The sequence below is a fragment of the Collinsella sp. AF20-14LB genome (genome assembly GCF_003459505.1).
Classification (GTDB): Bacteria; Actinomycetota; Coriobacteriia; order Coriobacteriales; family Coriobacteriaceae; genus Collinsella.
Genome location: NZ_QRWD01000004.1, coordinates 80,182 through 100,875 on the forward strand (window position 1 = coordinate 80,182; position 20,694 = coordinate 100,875).

The window sequence follows — 20,694 nt, forward strand, 5'->3', positions numbered from 1 at the left end:
GCCATCATGCTAAGGAGGCAACTATGACAACTTCGCCTTTGGCAAACCCCACGGCAACAAGGGAGCTGCTGGAGGAGTTTGGCCTTGCGACCAAGCATCGCCTGGGCCAGAACTTTCTAATCGACAATCATGTGATCGAGCGTATCTGCGAGCTTGCCGAGCTTGCAGGTGACGAGCGCGTACTCGAGGTGGGTCCGGGTTGCGGTACGTTGACACTTGCGTTGCTGCAGGAAGCGGCGTGCGTTACGTCCATTGAGGCCGATCCCGAGCTTGAGCCGGTGCTCGACGCCCACGCCGCCGACTATGCCAACTTCCGCTTTATCATGGGCGACGCGCTTAAGGTGGGCCCGGAGCAGATTGAGCAGGCTGCGGGCGGTGAGCCGACGGTATTTGTCGCGAACTTGCCCTATAACGTGGCGGCGACGATCATTTTGCAATTTTTCCAGACGATGCCGGCGCTCAAGCGCGCCGTCGTCATGGTGCAAAAGGAGGTTGCCGATCGCATTGCCGCAGTGCCGGGCAACAAGACCTATGGCGGCTATACGGCAAAGCTTGGCCTGTATGCGCAGGTAACGGGTCGCTTTGAGGTGCCGCCGCGTTGCTTTATGCCGGCGCCACACGTGGACTCGGCCGTCGTGCGTATCGACCGTGTTGACGGTGTGGTGCCCGAAGGACTCGATCGCGAATTTGTGGCCCGCGTGATTGATGCTGCATTTGCTCAGCGTCGCAAGACCATCCGCAATTCCATGAGCGCCAACGGCTTTGCCAAGGACGTGCTCGATGCCGCCTTTGAGGCTTGCGGTATCGCACCCACCACGCGCGCCGAGACGCTCGATGTTGCCGACTTTGTCCGTCTGGCCCGGGAGCTTTCCCATGACGCTTAATGCCGAACGCGTGACGTTTACCAAAAAAAAGAAGACGGTTGCTTGTCCCGTGCCCTTGGCACCGCTTGCCGACACACATGCGCATCTGCTTTCGTTCTGGGGCAAGGATGTGCCCGAGACACTCGTGCGTGCCAAGGCGGCAGGCATCGACCTGTTGGTGACGGTCTTCGATCCCATTGCCGATAAGCGCAGCGTGACGGACTATAGCGACTGGCTGACGCGCGAGATTCTGCCGATGCAGGATATCCCGCAGATCAAGTATCTTGCCGGCGTGCATCCGTATGGCGCGCCGGACTATACCGACGACATTCACGCACAGGTTGTTGCTGCGCTTGATGACCCTTTGTGCGCCGGTATTGGCGAAATCGGTCTGGACTACCACATGGATTACGACGACGACATCACGCCGGCGCCCCACAGCGTGCAGATTGATTGCATGGCACGTCAGCTCGAAGTCGCCATGCGCTGCAATGTGCCGGTGGAGTTGCACCTGCGGCACGAGGACTCGGATGGGGAGCGCACCTCGCATATGGATGCGTACAACGTGCTTCGTGAGGTGGGCGTGCCCCAGGTCGGTTGCGTGCTGCACTGCTTTGGCGAGGACCGCGCCACGATGGAGCGCTTTGTGGAGCTGGGCTGCTATATCGCCTATGGTGGTGCGGCCACCTTTAAGCGCAACGACGACGTGCGCGAGGCATTTGCGGCAACCCCACTCGATCGAATTTTGTTCGAGACGGATTGCCCGTATATGGCTCCAGAGCCCATCCGCGGTCTTGAATGCGAGCCCGCAATGATCTCCATTACGGCAAACGCGCTGGTTAACGACCGTGTCGATCGCACTGGTGAGGACGCCGAAACAATCGCGCATGCCGCTTGGGAAAATGCCTGCAAACTTTTTCAAAAATAGTTCTTGCGTTCGCGGTGGCGCTCCGTTATTCTAATTCCTGCACGCGGGCGTGGCGGAATTGGCAGACGCGTACGGTTCAGGTCCGTATGGGGGCAACCCCATGAAGGTTCAAGTCCTTTCGCCCGCACCATTGATTGAAAGAGCTCCCAGCAATGGGAGCTTTTTTGTTATGGGCCCATCGCAGGGACTTGAACCTGTGAAGGAGCGAGCGTCAAGAAAACGCGGAGCGTTTTTAGCGAGCTGGCGAGTCCGCCGGCAGGCGGGCGAAGCCGGTGCGGATCCGCGCAGCGGATACGCGGACGTCCTTTCGCTCGCACCATGGATTGAAAGAGCTCCCAGCAATGGGAGCTTTTTTGTTATGCACGATCTCCTTGGACGGGTATCCTAATGGCAACGTGTGCCTATCAGAGGAGAGACCATGCTGTTTTCCGGTATCATCGCTGCCCTTACGAGCCTTTTGATTCCCATCATCATCCTGCTGCTGTTGTTTCCCAACGCCTGCTACGTCGTTGAGCAGCAGCACGCTGTGATCATCGAGCGCTTGGGTAAGTTCAATCGTATCGTCAACGCGGGCTTCCACGTGAAGGTGCCCGTGATCGACCGCAAGGCCGCCACGGTGAGCCTGCGCACCATGAAAAACGGTTTTGGCATCGACGTTAAGACCCAGGACAACGTGACCATCGGCCTTGAGGTCTCCGCTCAGTACCACGTGAGCTACGACATGGGCGCCGGCCCGGCAGATTCGGGCATCTACAAGAGCTACTACATGCTGCAGGAGCCCGTCGACCAGATGCGTGACTTCATCACCGACGCCCTGCGCTCTTCGATTCCTGTCTACACACTCGATGAGGTCTTTGCCAAGAAGGATGACATCGCCAAGGATGTCAACGCTACCGTTTCCGAGCAGATGGCCGCCTACGGCTTCACCCTCGTGTCGACGCTCATCACCAAAATCGCACTGCCGACCGAGGTTGAGAACTCCATGAACGACATCAACGCCGCCCAGCGCAAGCGCGCTGCGGCACAGGAGCTCGCCGAGGCAGACCGCATCAAGCGCGTCACCGAGGCGACCGCCGAGGCCGAGGCAATGGAAAAGGCGGGCGAGGGCATCGCCAACCAGCGCAAGGCCATCGCACTGGGTATCAAAGATTCGCTCGAGATCATCCAGGAGACGGGTGTCGGCAATGACGAGGCCAACCAACTGTTCATGTTTACGCAGTGGTCTGAGATGATGACGGAGTTCGCTCGCACGGGTAAAACCTCGACGGTCGTGCTGCCGAGCGACTTTTCGCAGTCGGCCTCGATGTTCGAGCAGATGCTGGCCGCCGGCAAAGTTCAAAACGATTCGAAGGAGTAGGCGCGCGTGAAATACACCGTCGTTTGCGTCGGTAAGCTCAAGGAGCGCTTTTGGAAGGACGCGTGCGCTGAGTACACCAAGCGCCTAGGTGCCTATGCCAAGGTGGATATCCGCGAGGTGGCCGATATCGACCCGGCTAAGGCGGGCGGCGTGGATGTCGCGCGCGACAAGGAGGGGGCGGCGATTCTTACAGCCCTGCCGCCTCGAGCACATGTGATCTTGCTGGCCATTGAGGGCAAAGAGCGCTCGAGCGAGGAACTTTCGGCGCGGCTCGATGATCTTATGCTACGTGGTAACAGCGACATCGCCTTTGTAATTGGCGGATCGGACGGCGTGAGCGATGACGTGCGCGCACGAGCCGACGAGATGCTCAGCTTTGGACGTATTACCTTGCCGCATAACTTGGCGCGCGTGGTGCTGCTGGAGCAGATCTACCGCGCCTGCAAGATTAGCCGCGGCGAGCCGTATCACAAATAGGTCAGCAATACGAAACAATGGCGTGGGACAATAGCTTTCGTTTTGAGGAATGTGTCTGAAAGGACTATGTGATATGAAGATTGGATTTGTCGGTTTTGGCAATATGGCGAGCGCTATGGCCGATGGCTGGATCGCTGCCGGTGTAGCTGCGAGCGACATGTGCGCCTGTGCGGGTCGCTACGACGCACTGGTTGAGCGCTGTGAGGCGCGCGGGATGGCCGCTTGCCACGATGCCGCCGAGGTTGTCGCCGCATCCGATATCGTGGTCGCTGCGGTCAAGCCGTACATGATCGAGAAGGTATTCGCCCCGCTCAAGGATGCTCTTGCCAAAAAGGTCGTTCTGTCGGTTGCCTGGACCTGGGACAGTGCCAAGTGGGAGCAGGTCCTGCCGGGCGTCGCGCATATCTCGACGGTGCCCAACACGCCGGTTTCGGTGGGCGAGGGCGTCATCGCTTGCGAGAAGGCTTCCACGCTTAGTGATGAGCAGAGCGCAGTGGTGCTTGATCTGCTTGGCAAGCTCGGTGCGGTGGTCGAGCTCGACACAAGCCTGCTGTTTGTGGGCGGCACGGTGGGTGGTTGCGCTCCGGCGTTTGTCGCCATGGCAATCGAGGCCCTGGGCGATGCGGCGGTCAAGCACGGTATCCCGCGTGCGGATGCTTATCGCATTGTGAGCCAGATGGTGCTGGGTACGGCAAAGCTGCAGCTTGCAACTGGCCAGCATCCTGCGGCGATGAAGGATGCCGTATGCTCGCCCGGTGGTGCCACCATCAAGGGCGTCGTTGCGCTCGAGGACGCCGGCATGCGCAGCGCCCTGGTCAAGGCAATCGACGCAACCCTCCAGTAAAACCGACCAAAAAAGGGACAGGTTTATGTTGGCAGGTTTTTCCTGCGGTTTTGTCCTTTTAGCGAAAAGTGCCCCGCAACTGGCTCAATTCCAGTTGCGGGGCACTTGCGTTTGCCCAGATAAAACCGACCAAAATAAACCTGTCCCTTTTTGGCAGGTTAGTCCCAGAAGCTGTCTTCTTCGTCCTCGGACTTGGGGCCGCGGTCGACATACATCTTATGGGTGCGCTTCTCCATTACAAAGGCAATAATCGCAAACAGCAGGATGCCGCCGGCGAAAAGGATGGCAAAACCGGTGCGGGTGCCAAACAAAAAGGAAAAAACTGCGTCCATTGGGTGCCTTCTTGCGTAGTTGAGTTGGGTCGTAAACGCTCATAAGTATATACTTGCCCATACATGTACAAGGTTGCAACCTAAATGGAATGTATATCGCCGGAGGATCTAATGCTTGATATCAAGTTTGTTCGCGAGAACCCCGATGCCATCGATGTCGCCATGGCTAACCGCCAGACGTCTTGGGATCGCGAGAAGTTCTTTGAGCTCGACGACGAGCGTCGTGCCGTCATCACCGAGGTTGAGGAACTTCAAGCCACGCGCAATGCCGAGTCCAAGAAGATCGGCGCCCTGATGAAGGAGGGCAAGAAGGACGAGGCCGAGGCCGCCAAGGAGGCCGTGCGCGCCGTCAACGAGAAGATTGACGGTCTGGCCGAGCGCCGCACCGCCCTCGAGCAGGAGCAGTACGACTTCATGGCTCACCTGCCCAACATTCCTTGCGAGGCCACGCCGTACGGCAAGGACGAGGACGAGAACATCGAGCGCCGTCGTTGGGGCACCCCGCGCGAGTTCGACTTCGACTTTAAGCCGCACTGGGATCTGGGCACCGACCTCGACATCCTTGACTTCGAGCGCGGCAACAAGCTCTCCGGCAGCCGCTTCACCGTTCTCGGTGGCGCCGGCGCCCGTCTTGAGCGCGCCCTCATCAACTTCTTCCTCGATACGCACACCAGCCGTGGTTTTAAGGAGTGGTGGCCGCCCATCGTCGTCAAGCGTCAGACCATGTTCGGCACGGGCCAGCTGCCCAAGTTCGAGGACGACGCCTATCACGTCTCGGGCGACAACTTCCTGATCCCCACCGCCGAGGTCGTGCTCACCAACCTGCACGCCGGTGAGGTCCTCGACGCCGACACCCTGCCGCGCCGCTACACCGCCTTCACCCCCTGCTTCCGCGAGGAGGCCGGTTCCGCCGGTCGCGATACCCGTGGCATCATCCGTCAGCACGAGTTCGACAAGGTCGAGATGGTCAAGTTCGCTAAGCCGGAGGAGTCCGACGAGGAGCTCGAGAGCATGACCGCCGAGGCCGAGTACCTGCTGCAGCAGCTGGGCCTTCCGTATCGCGTGATTAGCCTGTGCACCGGCGACTTGGGCTTCTCTGCCCGTCAGACCTACGACATCGAGGTCTGGCTGCCGAGCTACAACGCCTACAAGGAGATCAGCTCCTGCTCCAACTGCGGTGACTTCCAGGCTCGCCGCGCCAACATCAAGTATCGCGACCCCGAGAACTTCAAGGGTTCGCGCTACCTGCACACCCTCAACGGTTCCGGCCTGCCGGCTGGCCGTACCATGGCTGCCATTCTGGAGAACTACCAGAACGCCGACGGCACCATCACGATCCCCGAGGTCCTGCGTCCCTACATGGGCGGCCTCGAGAAGATCGAGCCGGTCGCGTAACTTGGCTGCATAGGCGATATGCAAGGGCGCTCCTTCGGGGGCGCCCTATTTCGTGCGCAGGTCCATACCATGCTGTGCGGACAGCTCAATAGAAAACACACGAACAACTGTTCTGTATGCAGCCATCTACCTGCTATGCTTTTGCTAAATAAGAGCGAGAGAAAGGGGACGCGATGGAGCTGTTTGATGATCGGGTGGTTTTGTTTGAGAGCGACGAGGGCGGGGAGTACCTGCTTGTGACGTGTGAGCCGTCTGGCATGGGTGGCCTGGTGGTTCGACAGACGAGCGAGGGGCCGTTGACGCAATGGTGCTACGAGGAGTCGCCTCATGTGGTTGAGACGTTTGTGGCGCACGAGGGGCTTGTGGCCCTAGAGCATTTCTATGGGGTCCAGACATCTAATCAGGTTGCTCGCATGTTGAGCATCTCGTTTGCCGATTATGATTGTGCCCAGCGGGTGAGATCGCTCCTGAGGGAACTTGATGCTAAGTTTGACGTGATCGAAAAGCCAATCGATCGTACGGGGAATGGCGGTATATGCGGAGCAGCATGACAAGACTGCGTTCCACAAAAAAGTTTGAAATTGTGCTTGACTCCAATAAGCTAAAGTGGTTTTATATGTCTTGCGCTGCGGCGTTACCTCAGCTGGATAGAGGGTCTGACTACGAATCAGAACGTCATAGGTTCGAATCCTATACGCCGCACCAATTGAAATTGAAAGCCTCCGGCAACGGGGGCTTTTCTTTTATGGCAACACCGCATGGATTCGAACCTCGGTCGAGGCACGAACAACTTAATTATCACTCCGTAAAATTTTTTCTAATTGTCGCTTGACCCATCGGGGGCTCGCGTGCATAATAATCCGTGCGTTGCGGCGTTACCTCAGCTGGATAGAGGGTCTGACTACGAATCAGAACGTCATAGGTTCGAATCCTATACGCCGCACCAATTGAAATTGAAAGCCTCCGGCAACGGGGGCTTTTCTTTTATGGCAACACCGCATGGATTCGAACCTCGGTCGAGGCGCGGGCGTCAAGAAAACGCGGAGCGTTTTAGCCCGCGGGCGAGCGCGCCGGCAGGCGGGCGAAGCCGGTGCGGATCCGCGCAGCGGATGCGCGGAATCCTATACGCCGCACCAATTGAAATTGAAAGCCTCCGGCAACGGGGGCTTTTCTTTTATGGCAACACCGCATGGATTCGAACCTCGGTCGAGGCGCGGGCGTCAAGAAAACGCGGAGCGTTTTAGCCCGCGGGCGAGCGCGCCGGCAGGCGGGCGAAGCCGGTGCGGATCCGCGCAGCGGATGCGCGGAATCCTATACGCCGCACCAATTGAAATTGAAAGCCTCCGGCAACGGGGGCTTTTCTTTTATGGCAACACCGCATGGATTCGAACCTCGGTCGAGGCACGAACAACTTAATTATCACTCCGTAAAATTTTTTCTAATTGTCGCTTGACCCATCGGGGGCTCGCGTGCATAATAATCCGTGCGTTGCGGCGTTACCTCAGCTGGATAGAGGGTCTGACTACGAATCAGAACGTCATAGGTTCGAATCCTATACGCCGCACCAATTGACTTTAAAGCTCCCGGCGACGGGGGCTTTTCTTATATCGCGATGCGTCGAAGATCGCGCCAAGCCCTCCAAATGATTAAAAATCAAATTCGATAACTTTTTTTGAAAAAATGCTTGACCATTATTCAGTCCCTGTGCATAATAATCAACAAGTTGCGGCGTTACCTCAGCTGGATAGAGGGTCTGACTACGAATCAGAACGTCATAGGTTCGAATCCTATACGCCGCACCATTTGAGATTAAAGCTCCCGGCAACGGGGGCTTTTCTTTTACGTAAACACCGCATTGATTCGAACCTCGGTCGAGGCGCGGGCGTAAAGCGGACGATTTCCTGTCGACTCGTGTAAGATTCCGAGTAGATGTCGCGACTTATTCGCGACCACTCCTTCTTCAAGCGACCGATCAGGGTGATACTTCGTGGCAGAGCGTCCGACATACAAGCTCAGGTTTCTCGATCCCAAAAAGCGCTTTCCGGCGATGCCCGAGCAGCCTGCGGGACGCTCATATGGCGTGGTCTGGAAACTCTTTGGTGAGGATCAGCATGAATCTTGCTATGTCGTCGAATTCGTTGGCAAAAGTCATGTGTCGCTTTTGGGCTACGTAAGCGTTTCGGGCGAGGTGTACAAGGTGGACCGCCCCGTTAGCGAGACTCCGCTGCCCAACGATCCCGACATGGAACTGGTCCTTGACGAGTCGGACTCCGGTATTGGTGAGATTGTGGTTCGGGGAGCCAACGGCACAATGCGCGCGTGCGCGCGAACCGTCGGCTCTCCCGAAGGCCCCATGCGCGAGCAGTCCGACCACGAGACATGGAATTCGACCCGCTCCCTTCCTTACGGCGAGTTCATGGCATCGATGTTCCTGCGCTACGTGATATTCGCTGACTCCGAAAATGCCATTGCGAGCACGGCGGACGCCGGCGGACTCGACGAGGGTATGCAAAATGTTATCGACAAGATCAAGCTCGTAAAGTTGCCCGAGCCGGTCGAGGTGTTTTTGGGCTTTAACACGGCACCGCTCCCTGATGCTATCGAGACGCTGCTTTACCGCGTTGACCATGCCGAGAATCCGAGCGGTATCGAGCGCTATGCCGCCGCCCTTATGAGTGAAATTGACTTGCCCCGCTTGCGCACCATCGCTGCCAAGTCCGAGATGAGCCTGGCTCGCATTGATCGTTCAAAGCTTTTCTATCTCAATTATGATCGTAGCCTGCTGGACCAGGACGAGATTGACATGCTGCTTGCCATCGAGTGCCGTCTCAACCGCCTCTCCGGCATCCTTGAGCGCATCGGGGCTGGATTGGTCCCCGCGGCCTCGTCGCCGAGCCTTGAGGGCTGCGCGCTCTTTGATGCGTGGCATATCGCTAAGACGACCAACGATGTTCCTCGACTGCTCGATACGGCCTCGAGCGATAACCCGTGGGGCGAACCGGGTACGGTGGCTTGCCAGCCGGGCGGTGAGTGGGATGTGCGTACCCGCTTCGCGCGTATTGTCGAGGCGCTTAACGTGGTCACGCGGCTCGACTATACCTATCGGGCAAACGTTGCCGAGGGGATTATGCTCGTTCGGTTTGGGCAGTCTGTCGTTGATGCCATGCCGCAACGTGAATACGACGCTCAAGATGACGCCTGGCACGAGCTGGACGAGGACACGCGCACGATCTGGGCCGCGGAGCACGATGCGCGCGTGGCACTCACGCTTGCGGCAGCGTGTTTTGCCGCGGGCACCTGCATCACGCGCTGCTATGTGCAGATTGCTGCTCCCGACAGTGAGCAGGGCGAGTGCGTTGTCGCAACGTATTTCTTTGGGCGTGCGGCCTATCTGGCCGATTGCGTGCCTGTCGCCAAGGATCTTGAGAGCATGGACATGGACGATATGCCGTGCAAGCGTGTGCTTGAGGCGTATGAGTCAACCGCTCCGGAGACGATTGAGCCGGCGGAGGTTCATGCTCGTCCGCGTGATGACCATCGCATGCTGCCGCCGGCGCTGCGCGATCTGCTGCTTGCCGATACGGCTGACGAGCTGGAGGTCATGGAAGAGGACGACGACCCATACGTGGCCCGTGTTGTTGAATTGCGCGAGCAGGCAAAAGTCGACCGTACAGGTGCTTTTGAAGGCTTTTCCCGTCTTGTTGAGGAGTTGGAGGCTAAGTGCGCCGTCGCCGAGCTTTTGGCGACAGGTCCGGTTCAAACGCAGTTTTGCGATAACCAGCTGGTGCGCATGGTGCTACCGGTGTTGGAAGAAGACCGCTCTGTGCGAATCCTTCGTGCGCCCGATGCGCTGTACTTTGCCCAGCACGAGATCTGCAGTTTTTACGCCGAGCAAGAGGACTTTGAACGAGCACTGCCCGAGGTGCGCCATCTTTACGATCTGGCGCGCTCGTCCATGCAGTCGCACTTTGCGCTCATCAACGTGCTCGCGCGTCTGGAGCGCTTTGACGAGATTATCGAGGTGGCGCGCCACGGCCTACGTATTGCCAGCGATCGTTCTGCAATCGGCTACCTGTTCTATCGCTTGGCGTTTGCCTATTGGAATTGCGATCAGCTCGACCTGGCGCTGGCTTGTTACCGTCTGGTGCCGCGCGGCGAGGAGTCGGGCAGCAGCGCGCTGGAAGAAATGCAGGGCCTTATGAACGAGATGGGTGTCAGCGAGCCTCCGACGTTCGAGGAAGCGGTCGAGACCATCCGCAGGGCTGGACTCGAATTGCCGCCCGTGCCCGCGGTGGCCAACCAGCTTGCGGATGCCGCCGTGCAGCTGGTCGATAACGGCTTCTTTTTCCTGGCGCGCGGTTGCATCTTCCAAATGTGGCGTACCATGGGCAACGACGAGCTCGGCTCCCTCAACCGCTCGCTGGGGTAGGCGAAGCTTTCAAGAAGGAAAGGCTGCTAGGCAATTAGAAAATTTCCTCTTGCCCATCCTTGGCTGTTTGGTTACTATAGAACGGCTGTTACGGAGAGCTGACCGAGAGGCCGAAGGTGCTCGCCTGCTAAGCGAGTATGCCCCAAAAGGGCATCTGGGGTTCGAATCCCCAGCTCTCCGCCAGTATGACTTGAAAGAAGGGTCCCATTTGGGGCCCTTTTTTGTGCGGAGAAAGGAGGCTGGGGATTCGAACCCGAGAGGGCACGGGCGTTAAGCAAACGCGAAAGCGTTTGTAGCCCGTGGGCGAAAAGCCGCCAGGCTTTGAAGCCGGAGGGCATGCGCAGCATGCCCGGACATCCCCAGCTCTCCGCCAGTATGACTTGAAAGAAGGGTTCCGAAAGGGGCTCTTTTTTAGTTGAACCACGTTAGCTGGGGATTCGAACCCTCAAAAAAGGAGGCATCCTTTCGGACGCCTCCTTTCAGTGGACTTATTATTCTTGCGCCCTACACCTCGGGCGCCTTGGCGACGGTCTCGCTTTCTGCCGTGAGTGGGCGGTTGTCGATGCGACGGCCCAAGCGATCGAGCTTCACGAGCAGCCATTCAATGGGATTCGGCCCTGCGCCTTCCTCGTCGGCAACCAGGTCCATGACGGCGATCTTGGTGCCGTCCTGCTTGAGCGTGACGCTGCCCACCTTGTCGCCCACATGCACCGTGCCCGAAAGATCGTCGTAGCTAACCTTTTCGGTCACCTCGCCGGCAAGGGAAAACACGGTCGCTTGCGCCGTGGGATCGGCGAGTGTGGCGTCGATCGTCTTATCCGTCCAGTCGGTTTGACCAATGCGCGCCATAAGCGGGTTGCCGTTGGCGGTCTTTTCCTGTGTGTTGGCGATTGCGACCGTCACCTTGTGACCGTAGTACCAATTGGCAAGGGTTGCGGTATCGGTAAAGCGCTGGTCGGTGGTGGTGGAGTTCAAAACGACGGTGTAGATCTCGTCGCCGTCGCGGTTGTAGGCGCTCGTAAAGCAATAGCCCGCGTCGTCGGTGGTGCCGGTCTTGCCACCGATGTTGCCATCTTGGCCCAGCAAATAGTTATGCGTGTCCATGGAATGCGAATGGTCGGTGCCGTCGGCGCCCGTGACCTCGATCCAGGAATCCTCGCTCGCTACGACCTCGCGGATCGTGTCGTTTTTCATGGCCTCCTGCATCATCAGCGCTACGTCGTGTGCGGTTGAGTGCATATCGCCAGCCCACTCATCAAAGTCCAGACCATGCGGGTTTTCAAAAAGCGTACCGGTGCAGCCGAGCTTCTTAGCGCGCTCGTTCATGGCCTTCACAAAGGTTGCCTCGGCGTCTTTGGTCTTAGGGTCGATCTTCTTGCCCACATATTCGGCGAGCACGACGGCGGCGTCGTTGCCCGAGGGAATCATCAGGCCGCGCAGTGCCTGCTCCACGGTAAGCTCGTCACCTTCGAGCAAGCCGGCGGTCGAATTACCCACGGTGGCTGCGGCGTTGCTCACCGTGACCTTCTCGTCCATCTTGCAATTCTCGACGGTTAGGATTGTGGTCATGACCTTGGTGATCGAGGCGATTTTGACCTGCTCATCGGCGCCGCGCCCGTAGTAGATGGTGCCGTCTTTGCCCATGACGAGCGCATTGGTCGCATCGATATCGGGCAGATTATCGGCCGTGATGCCGCGCGCATCGGCGGTTTTGCCGCAGACATTGTCGGTCGTGAGCACTTGGGCGCCGGCGACGGTGGGCACGCCAGCGGCAAGGGCGATAGCGCAGACAAAGCCGGCGGCAAGCTGGGCTGAGCGCTTTGCAAAAGAGGTGAGGGACTTCACAGATTTCGCTTTCGACGGGATGGTCTCTTCTGGAACTAGAGTATATCGTTTGCCGGTGTCGGCGATCATCGCGTGCGTGCGTGGCCCACATCCGCGCCCGAACGGACACATTGGTGCTTAAGGTCGACTTAATCGCCCGCGCTTGTTGTGTGTGGCACGCGCCGCCTCGGGCATAATGGAGCGCGAGAGGAGCACGCATGAACGAGCACATTTTGGTAGTTGATGACGAGAAAGCCATCGCCGACCTGGTTGGTATCTACCTTACAAAAGAGGGCTTTGATGTCCAGATTGCCTACAGCGGGGCCGATGCGGCCAAGGCGATTCTGGAGCAGGAGTTTGATCTGGCGCTGCTGGATGTCATGCTGCCTGATATCGACGGCTTTGAGCTGTTGCGTACGATCCGTTCCAGCCATACCTATCCCGTGATCATGCTGACGGCACGCGATGCCCAGCAGGATAAGATCGAGGGGCTCTCGCTTGGCGCAGACGATTATGTGGTCAAGCCGTTCCGTCCGCTGGAGCTCATCGCGCGCGTGCACGCTCAGCTTCGTCGTTATACCAGCTACGGCAGCCGCGCACAGGCGGCCGAGTCGCCGATCATCCAGCTCGACGGCCTCGAGATCAACCGCGACGCCCGCTCTGTGACGGTGGACGGTGCGCCGGTGCGCCTCACGCCCATCGAGTATTCCATCTTGCTGTATCTGGTTGAGCATCGCGGCAGCGTGGTAGCCGTGGAGGACCTGTTCCGCGCGGTGTGGAACGAGGACTTTATGCCCGGCTCCAACAATACGGTTATGGTGCACATTCGCCATCTGCGCGAAAAGATCGGCGACGACGCTCAAAAGCCGCGCTTTATCAAAAACGTCTGGGGCGTCGGCTACATAATCGAATAACGCCTTTGATGGCGGGGGAGTAGATATGACAAAAGACGATAGGCGGGCATTCGAGGTACCCGATCGACTCTTTGAATACGTAAGGGCGGTCGTTGACAACCGTGCGTTAGCGACGGTGCTGCTCTTTTTGCTGAGTCTGCTGCTCATCGGCATTGACAATATCGTTGGCATCCTGGCAGTTCTACTCATTGGCTTTTTGCTGATTGATCGATTCGAAATCGTTCGCCGCTGTGTGGTGATCGGCGGCGTCGCGTGGACAATTACGTTGGCGATCGGGTCCATGGCGCTTGGCGGTATTGGCGAGCCCGTATTCTTTGACGCCGGCTTTGTGTTCAACATGCTTGGATTTGTGCTGGCGCTTGCCGTGTGCGTCTTGTTCTTCTGCGGACGCGCCCTGTACTACCAGGGTTACGAGCAGGGCGAGCTGCACGCCGACCGCGTGATTGCCGCCCGCATTCAGGACCGTCTGATCGATAACCCCGACACATGGGACAACATTGACGGCGACTTCCTCGAGGTCGAGGGCGCGCTCAACCGGGCGCGCGATTGCGAGCGTAGGGTTCAACAAGCCCTGCGTGACGAATCCCACCGCAAAGATGACCTGGTGACGTACCTGGCGCACGACCTGCGCACGCCGCTCGCCAGCGTGGTGGGCTACCTTTCGCTCTTGCAGGAGGCCCCCGATTTGCCGCTTGAGCAGCGCACACGTTTTACGGGCGTGGCACTCGACAAGGCCCACCGGCTCGATGCGCTCATCGAGGAGTTCTTCGACATCACGCGCTTTGATTTCCACGATATCGTGCTCACCCGCAGCTACGTCGATTTGGGGCTCTTACTGGCACAGGTGGCCGACGAGTTCTATCCCATTCTCAACGAACAGCATAAAGAAGCCCAGGTTGATATCTGCGAGGATCTGACGGTGCTCGTGGACGGCGACAAGATGGCTCGCGTATTCAACAACATCATGAAAAACGCCGTTGCCTATAGCTATGAAGGCTCGATGATCACGATTGAGGCCAGACGTTTGGGTAACGGCGGCGTGCGCGTACGATTTATAAACCAGGGCGATCCGATCCCTGAGCCAAAGCTCAAGGTGATCTTTGAGAAGTTCTATCGCCTGGATGCGGCGCGTGCGACCAATCGCGGCGGCGCTGGGCTGGGTCTCGCCATCGCCAAGGAGATTGTATGCGCGCATGGCGGCACCATCGCGTGCGAATCGACGCCCGAGCATACCGTTTTTACCATCGAGCTGCCCGCCGCGTAGCGTAGGCGCCCTTACAAACACCTGACAATGCGCTCACGTGCGTATGAGCCGCGGTTTCTACTATCGATACTGCTGAATTGATATCGACGTGGAGGTATGCGGTATGACGGCTGGTGTGGCTATGGAGCCCACGGAGCTCGAGGAGCTAATGGAGGCGCGAGCCGAGGCTGCGCACGAGCGCGAAGTCGGAGACGCGACGCGCCCCACGGCGCAGGACCTTGCCGCCTCGCCGACGCGCATCGACGTCGAGGGCCTCGATTTGTTCTATGGCGACCACCGTGCACTCAAGGACGTGTCCATCAAGATCCGCGACAAGCAGATCACCTCGTTTATCGGTCCTTCGGGCTGCGGAAAGTCCACGTTGCTGCGCTGCTTTAACCGCATGAACGACGACATCAAGGATTGCCGCATCAAGGGCAAGATCGCGCTCGATGGCCAGGATATCCTGGGCGACTACGACGTCTGCCGTCTGCGCCAGCGCGTGGGCATGGTGTTCCAGCGTCCTAACCCGTTTCCCATGAGCATTTATGACAACGTCGCGTACGGCCCCCGTGGCATGGGCGTGCGCGATCGCGCCGTGCTGGATGAGCTGGTCGAGGATTCCCTTCGTCGAGCCGCTCTGTGGGATGAGGTCAAGGACAAGCTCAAGGAGTCGGGCCTGGGCCTTTCGGGCGGGCAGCAGCAGCGCCTGTGCATCGCCCGCGCGCTTGCCGTGCAACCCGACATCCTGCTGATGGATGAGCCCACGAGCGCCCTCGACCCCGTGTCGACGCTGGTGGTGGAGCAGCTTGCCTGCGAGCTCAAGGAGACCTGCACGTTGGTGGTCGTTACGCACAATATGCAGCAGGCGGCGCGCATCTCCGACTCGGTCGCGTTTTTCTTGCTGGGCGAGCTGGTGGAGCACGCGCCCACCGCTCAGCTCTTCAAAAAACCGACCGATTCGCGCACAGCGGATTATTTGACGGGACGTTTTGGCTGATACCATCTCGTAAAGGTACCTTTAGGGTTAAGATGCGGTCATGCCGGCCGCAAAGGGGTTCAACATGATCTATTACGTCGAGGACGATGACAACATCAGGGATTTGACGGTCTATGCGCTGCGCAAGCAGGGGATCGAGGCCGAGGGCTTTTCGTGCGATGGTGAGTTTAAGGCTGCTGTGGCGCGACGGGTGCCCGATGCTGTCCTGCTCGACATCATGTTGCCCGATACCGATGGCCTGGCAATTATGCGTCGCCTGCGTGCCGACCGCCTGACGGCGACGGTGCCCATCATGATGCTTACTGCCAAGGACACCGAGCTCGACAAGGTGATGGCGCTCGATGGCGGTGCCGACGATTACCTGACTAAGCCGTTTTCGCTCATGGAGCTTGCGAGCCGTTGCCGCGCACTGCTGCGTCGCGGCGGCATGGTCAAGCAGGCGAGCGATGTGCTCAGTGTGGGCGACATCGTGCTCTCGCCCAGCCATCGCGAGGTGACCGTTGCCGGCGAGCCGCTTAAGCTCACCCTGCGCGAGTTCGACCTGCTTGAGTATCTCATGCGCAAGCCCGGCGTGGTCTTTACCCGCGAGTCGTTGCTGCAGAGCGTGTGGGGCTGGGACTTCGACGGCGGTTCGCGCACCGTTGACGTGCATGTGCAGACGCTTCGCCAAAAACTGGGCGAGCATGCCAGCGCCATCGAGACCGTGCGCGGCGTGGGCTACCGCTTGGCTGAGCCTTCTGCCGGTGATGGTGCCGAAGGTGACGACACCGCGTCCACCGCATCGGAGGAGTAACCCGTGGTCTTCGCCCCGCAGGGAAAACAAACGCTGTCGCACCGCGTTTTTGTGACGATCTTTGTTTGCGCCATGGCGGTTATCGTGGCGTTTACGGTGCTGGGTGCGTTCTTTGTGCAAAACACCTTGGCGGATGCCACGAGTGCCAATCTGGCGCAGGAAACCGAGCTCATTGCTGCCGCCCTCGACGAGCAGCAGGAGCCCATCCCGTTCTTGCGTAGCCTCGATCGCGAGGACTTACGCATCACGCTGATTAACAAGGATGGATCGGTTGCCTACGACAACGAGGCGTCGCCTTCCACACTGCCCAACCATGGCGATCGCCCCGAGGTCATCGAGGCCTTTGAGAGTGGTTCGGGTTCCGCGGAGCGCGCAAGCTCTACACTCGACGAGATTATGCTGTATCGCGCCGTCACCCTTGATAACGGCCAGGTCGTTCGCTTGGCGCAGGCCCAGCCTGGCGTTGCGGCGATTTTGCTGTCGATGCTGGCGCCGATGCTGCTTATCGCAGCAGCGGGTGCAGTACTCTCGTTTTTTATGGCGCGCCGTGAGTCCCGTGCCATCATCGCGCCGTTACAAGAGGTGGATTTGGATCACCCACGCCGTAGCTATGAGCACGCCTATGCCGAGATGGTTCCCATGCTTGAGCGCATCGAGTCGCAGCGCCAGGAACTCAAGCGCCAAATGGCGGTGCTAGCGGACAACGACCGTATGCGCCGCGAGTTCACGGCGAATATCACCCATGAGCTCAAGACGCCGCTTACGGCGATTTCGGGCTATGCCGAGCTCATCGCAAATGGCATGGTCGAGGGCGAGGACGACCTGCGCAACTTTGGCGGTCGCATCTATCGTGAGGCGGGCCGCTTGGCAGCGCTTGTCAACGACATCCTTACGCTGTCTAACTTGGACGAGGCCGAACGTGCGACTGAAGGCGAGACAGTGCCCATTGGGTCCACGGAGCCTATTGAGCTCTCGCGTGCGATCTACGCGGTTGAGCAGCGTCTTGAACAGGTCGCCCGTCAAGCGAATGTGACGATAAGTCATGAGACCAAGCCTGTGGTCATCGAAGGCGTGTCGCGCTTGATCGACGAGCTCATCTATAATCTGGCAAGCAACGCCATCCGCTACAATCGACCCGGCGGTACGGTTACGTTGCAGTGCGGCACCAACGACGAAGACCATCCGTTCCTCGCTGTCGCCGACACGGGAATCGGTATCGCGCCTGAAGAACAGGGCAAGGTATTTGAGCGGTTCTATCGCGTGGACAAGAGTAGGTCCAAGGCACGCGGCGGAACCGGCCTGGGGCTTGCCATTGTCAAGCATGCGGCCCTGTATCATCACGCCACGCTCGATCTGTCGAGTGAGTTGGGCGTGGGAACCACCATTACGGTGACGTTTCCCATACAGCAGGACGAGCCATTCGCATAGCGATACAACATAGATATTGATGTAGACGCCGCATTTGACTTTCGGGTGCGGCGTTGTTGCGCAATTTTACGATTGCTTCCGACATTTTTACAGGAGAGCCTGTTTCTTATGTATAGAGTTTGGTCTCGGTAAAAAGATGCGATAACATACGGACAGTTTTGTCAATCCGAACTGGGGAAATGAAAGGCAAGCTGCATGACCCTTCTCGAACTGTTCCAGCTGCTGAAGAAGCACCTCAAGCTGGTCATCACCCTTCCGGTGGTCTGCGCGATCGCCATGGGCATCGTGTCCTTCGTTGCGATGGACAACACCTATACCGCGACGACGAGCATGTACATTCTCGCCAAGACCGACGATAGCGGTCAGATGAGCTACAACGATCTCTCGGCGAGCCAGATGCTTTCCAACGATATCGCCACGCTGCTGGATAGTGATAGCGTTAAGAGCGGCGCCGCCAAAGAACTGGGCCTCACCGATCTGGATGACTACAAGGTGTCTGTTTCCTCCGAGACCACCACGCGTGTCATTACGCTTTCGGTTACCGGCACCGATGCCAAGGAGACGGCTGAGGTCGCAAAGGCCATTGCCAGCTCGGTGAGTACGGTCGCTCAGAACGTCGGCGCTGCCCAGAGCATCAACGTTATCGACGAGGCTAAGACCCCCGAAGCCCCCAGCGGCCCCAAGCGCACGCTGTATATTGCCGTCGCGTTCCTCGCCGGTATCTTTATCGCAGTTGCCTATGTCGTTTTGGCAGACATGCTCAATACCCGCATCCGCGGTGCCGAAGAGGCAGAAGAGCTCCTGGGTATTCCCGTTGTTGGCCGAATTCCGGCTATGAAAGGTGGTAAATAGGCATGGCTAAGGCAAAGAACACCGATAAGCTCGTTGTGCAGAATGCCGCCAAGACCCTTCTGGCCAACATCCGCTTTGCGAGCGTGGACGACCCCATTCGCACCATCACCGTTACCTCCTCGATTCCCAACGAGGGCAAGTCTACGGTTTCCATTAACCTTGCTCAGGCAATCGCCACGAGCGGCAAGTCCGTGCTCCTGGTCGAGGCCGATATGCGCCGCAGGTCCCTTTCCGATATGCTCGGCGTTCGTTCGCGCGGCGGACTCTATGCAGTCCTGTCCGAGCAGGTTTCTATCGACCAGGCGATTGTCGAGACAGGTCAGAAGAATTTCTACTTCCTCGATGCCGAGCCGCATATTCCCAATCCTGCCGACATCATCGTCTCCCATCGCTTTGCCAAGCTGGTCAAGGCACTGTCTGCTAAGTTCCAGTACGTCATCTTCGATGCTCCTCCGGTCGGCACCTTCATCGATGCTGCCGAGATTGCCAGCCTGACCGACGGCGCGCTGTTCGTGGTGCGCGAGGACTTTACCAAGCGCGAAGAGGCGCTCAACGCTATCGCCCAGCTTAAGAAGTCCGAGAAGGTCAAGCTCATCGGTACCGTCATGAATTACTGTGAGACCGAGACCAGCGAGTACTACTATTCTTACTACACCAAGGACGGTAAGAAGGTTAAGAAGGGCTCCGACGATCAGGGCACTTCCAAAAAGGGCATCTTCACCAACCGAGCAAACGTTTAGTTGATTAAGGCTGACCTATGCGTGACATTCATTGCCATATCTTGCCGGGTGTAGACGACGGCGCCGCCGATCTCGAAGAGAGCTTGGCGATGCTCGAGGCTGCCAAGCGGGCCGGTGTAACCAGAATCGTTTGCACTCCTCACTGCCGTGATCCCTATTTTGATTACGACAAGATGTGGGATGCCTTTGAGCTGCTGCGCGATAACGCTGACGGTTTTCCGCTCCAGATGGGCTTCGAGGTCAACCATCGAAAGCTCGTTGAGCTTGGTATCGATGCCGCGGATCACTTGCATTTCGATGGGACCAACGAGTTTCTGCTCGAGCTTTCGACGCATGCCGATGCGTATGCGTTTAGAGAGTACGAGAACACGATTTACGATTTGCAGTGCCGTGGCTACCAGGTGATCATCGCTCATCCTGAGCGCTATCGTGCGGTTCAAAAGGATGTAAGCGTGGCGGAGCGCCTGGTCGATATGGGCTGCAAGCTGCAGGCTTCGGCGGACTTTATTGCCGGCGGTCGCTTTGGTCGCGAGAAAAAGCCGGCACAGCGCCTGTTCGATCAGAACCTGTACAGCTTCATCGCGAGCGATGCCCATAACGTGGGTCATTACGACTGCCTGGCGAAGGCTCGCGCGAAGTTTAGCGTGCGCGGAGCTCATTTTCGCTAAAATCTGTCCCTAACGTTCGCATTGAATGAAAGGGCAGCCATGGATATCCAACTTAAGACGGGATGCTTTGATGACGCGGCGTTGGTGCGCCGCGTCGTTTTTATGGACGAGCAGGGCTACGAGAACGAGTTTGACGCTATCGACGAGGATCCGAACTGCATTCATGTGACGCTCTATGTAGACGGCGAGCTTGCCGGTTGCTCGCGCGTGTTTCCCGAAGAGCTTGAGCGTGCGGCTGACGCGGAGGCTCCGGTGTCGCCGGCGTGCGACTTGGACGAAGGCGTCGCGGCGGGGGAGACCTACATTATGGGGCGCGTGGCTGTGCTGCCGAGCATGCGCCGTCGCGGTCTGGCGAGCAAGATTGTCGAGGCCAGTGATACGTGCGCGCGTGATGCCGGCGCCAAGCTCATTAAGCTGCATGCGCAGGAATACGTGCTGCCGCTCTATGCCAAGGCGGGCTACACGCAGATTGCCCCGGTGGACTACGAAGACGAGGGCCAGCCCCATGCTTGGATGGCCAAGCGCGTAGATGGCAGATAGGGACGTTCCTTTCCTGCCGGCAGTCGGGGACACTCCTTGGCAATTGGCGTATCAGAGCGTTTGGACA

Annotated in this window: 19 protein-coding genes and 6 tRNA genes; 23 read left to right on the forward strand and 2 right to left on the reverse strand. The window is 58.5% G+C overall.

The window, feature by feature from the left end; genetic code table 11:
• The first annotated feature begins 23 nt into the window (after positions 1-23).
• The 6 genes from rsmA (at position 24) to proC (ending at position 4,469) form a co-directional block, all read left to right on the forward strand.
• Entirely contained in the window at positions 24-884 is an 861-nt protein-coding gene (gene rsmA, locus DWX63_RS03105) for a 16S rRNA (adenine(1518)-N(6)/adenine(1519)-N(6))-dimethyltransferase RsmA (protein ID WP_117628985.1), read from the forward strand.
• On the forward strand, positions 874-1,791 hold the full coding sequence (locus DWX63_RS03110) for a TatD family hydrolase (RefSeq protein WP_117628984.1): 918 nt from the start codon (positions 874-876) through the stop codon (positions 1,789-1,791). The genes rsmA and DWX63_RS03110 overlap by 11 nt, the downstream gene beginning before the upstream one ends.
• A gap of 43 nt (positions 1,792-1,834) precedes the next feature.
• Positions 1,835-1,921, forward strand: a tRNA-Leu gene (locus DWX63_RS03115).
• 288 nt (positions 1,922-2,209) lie between these two features.
• Positions 2,210-3,148, forward strand: coding sequence for an SPFH domain-containing protein (locus tag DWX63_RS03120; protein WP_117628983.1), 939 nt, complete (start codon positions 2,210-2,212; stop codon positions 3,146-3,148).
• A gap of 6 nt (positions 3,149-3,154) precedes the next feature.
• Positions 3,155-3,625 carry a 23S rRNA (pseudouridine(1915)-N(3))-methyltransferase RlmH gene (gene rlmH / locus DWX63_RS03125; RefSeq protein WP_089572673.1) on the forward strand — a complete coding sequence of 157 codons (471 nt, stop codon included), beginning with the start codon at positions 3,155-3,157 and terminating at the stop codon, positions 3,623-3,625.
• Positions 3,626-3,698: 73 nt separating this feature from the next.
• A complete protein-coding gene (gene proC, locus DWX63_RS03130; RefSeq protein ID WP_117628982.1) occupies positions 3,699-4,469 on the forward strand; it encodes a pyrroline-5-carboxylate reductase in 771 nt (256 codons plus the stop codon).
• Between the two features lie 158 nt (positions 4,470-4,627).
• On the opposite strand, the gene DWX63_RS11380 is transcribed toward proC, so the two are convergent.
• On the reverse strand, positions 4,628-4,801 hold the full coding sequence (locus tag DWX63_RS11380) for a DUF6724 family protein (protein WP_168170424.1): 174 nt from the start codon (positions 4,799-4,801) through the stop codon (positions 4,628-4,630).
• Between the two features lie 111 nt (positions 4,802-4,912).
• Here DWX63_RS11380 and serS point away from each other — a divergent pair, with 111 nt between their 5' ends.
• The 8 genes from serS (at position 4,913) to DWX63_RS03170 (ending at position 10,808) form a co-directional block, all read left to right on the forward strand.
• Positions 4,913-6,196 (forward strand): serine--tRNA ligase, encoded by a 1,284-nt coding sequence (serS, locus tag DWX63_RS03135; RefSeq protein ID WP_055285929.1) that lies wholly within the window; start codon positions 4,913-4,915, stop codon positions 6,194-6,196.
• Positions 6,197-6,369: 173 nt separating this feature from the next.
• The gene (locus DWX63_RS03140; RefSeq protein ID WP_117645937.1) at positions 6,370-6,747 is read left to right on the forward strand and encodes a hypothetical protein; all 378 of its coding nucleotides are present in this window, start codon (positions 6,370-6,372) and stop codon (positions 6,745-6,747) included.
• Between the two features lie 77 nt (positions 6,748-6,824).
• Positions 6,825-6,901: transfer RNA gene (locus DWX63_RS03145), tRNA-Arg, on the forward strand.
• 164 nt (positions 6,902-7,065) lie between these two features.
• Positions 7,066-7,142: transfer RNA gene (locus DWX63_RS03150), tRNA-Arg, on the forward strand.
• A gap of 544 nt (positions 7,143-7,686) precedes the next feature.
• Positions 7,687-7,763, forward strand: a tRNA-Arg gene (locus tag DWX63_RS03155).
• 158 nt (positions 7,764-7,921) lie between these two features.
• Positions 7,922-7,998 (forward strand) — tRNA-Arg (locus tag DWX63_RS03160).
• Positions 7,999-8,183: 185 nt separating this feature from the next.
• Positions 8,184-10,625, forward strand: a complete 2,442-nt coding sequence (locus DWX63_RS03165; protein WP_117842789.1) for a lipopolysaccharide assembly protein LapB — start codon at positions 8,184-8,186, stop codon at positions 10,623-10,625.
• Positions 10,626-10,717: 92 nt separating this feature from the next.
• Positions 10,718-10,808 (forward strand) — tRNA-Ser (locus DWX63_RS03170).
• A gap of 321 nt (positions 10,809-11,129) precedes the next feature.
• On the opposite strand, the gene DWX63_RS03175 is transcribed toward DWX63_RS03170, so the two are convergent.
• Entirely contained in the window at positions 11,130-12,470 is a 1,341-nt protein-coding gene (locus DWX63_RS03175) for a D-alanyl-D-alanine carboxypeptidase family protein (protein ID WP_158559601.1), read from the reverse strand.
• Between the two features lie 197 nt (positions 12,471-12,667).
• Between DWX63_RS03175 and DWX63_RS03180 the strand changes: the two genes are divergently transcribed.
• From DWX63_RS03180 to DWX63_RS03220, 9 genes are all read left to right on the forward strand, one after another.
• On the forward strand, positions 12,668-13,363 hold the full coding sequence (locus tag DWX63_RS03180) for a response regulator transcription factor (protein WP_117842791.1): 696 nt from the start codon (positions 12,668-12,670) through the stop codon (positions 13,361-13,363).
• 25 nt (positions 13,364-13,388) lie between these two features.
• Entirely contained in the window at positions 13,389-14,627 is a 1,239-nt protein-coding gene (locus DWX63_RS03185; RefSeq protein WP_117842792.1) for a sensor histidine kinase KdpD, read from the forward strand.
• 103 nt (positions 14,628-14,730) lie between these two features.
• A complete protein-coding gene (gene pstB / locus DWX63_RS03190; protein ID WP_117842793.1) occupies positions 14,731-15,606 on the forward strand; it encodes a phosphate ABC transporter ATP-binding protein PstB in 876 nt (291 codons plus the stop codon).
• A 64-nt stretch (positions 15,607-15,670) separates the two neighbouring features.
• Positions 15,671-16,399: a response regulator transcription factor gene (locus DWX63_RS03195; RefSeq protein WP_055250507.1), complete on the forward strand. Its 729-nt coding sequence runs from the start codon at positions 15,671-15,673 to the stop codon at positions 16,397-16,399.
• 3 nt (positions 16,400-16,402) lie between these two features.
• Complete coding sequence (locus tag DWX63_RS03200; RefSeq protein ID WP_117842794.1) at positions 16,403-17,827, forward strand: cell wall metabolism sensor histidine kinase WalK; 1,425 nt, start codon at positions 16,403-16,405, stop codon at positions 17,825-17,827.
• A 195-nt stretch (positions 17,828-18,022) separates the two neighbouring features.
• Positions 18,023-18,679, forward strand: coding sequence for a YveK family protein (locus DWX63_RS03205; RefSeq protein ID WP_055250503.1), 657 nt, complete (start codon positions 18,023-18,025; stop codon positions 18,677-18,679).
• 2 nt (positions 18,680-18,681) lie between these two features.
• Positions 18,682-19,419, forward strand: coding sequence for a CpsD/CapB family tyrosine-protein kinase (locus tag DWX63_RS03210; protein WP_117758243.1), 738 nt, complete (start codon positions 18,682-18,684; stop codon positions 19,417-19,419).
• Between the two features lie 17 nt (positions 19,420-19,436).
• Positions 19,437-20,087: a tyrosine-protein phosphatase gene (locus tag DWX63_RS03215; RefSeq protein WP_055250497.1), complete on the forward strand. Its 651-nt coding sequence runs from the start codon at positions 19,437-19,439 to the stop codon at positions 20,085-20,087.
• Between the two features lie 39 nt (positions 20,088-20,126).
• The gene (locus tag DWX63_RS03220) at positions 20,127-20,627 is read left to right on the forward strand and encodes a GNAT family N-acetyltransferase (RefSeq protein ID WP_117637372.1); all 501 of its coding nucleotides are present in this window, start codon (positions 20,127-20,129) and stop codon (positions 20,625-20,627) included.
• The last annotated feature ends 67 nt before the right edge of the window (positions 20,628-20,694 follow it).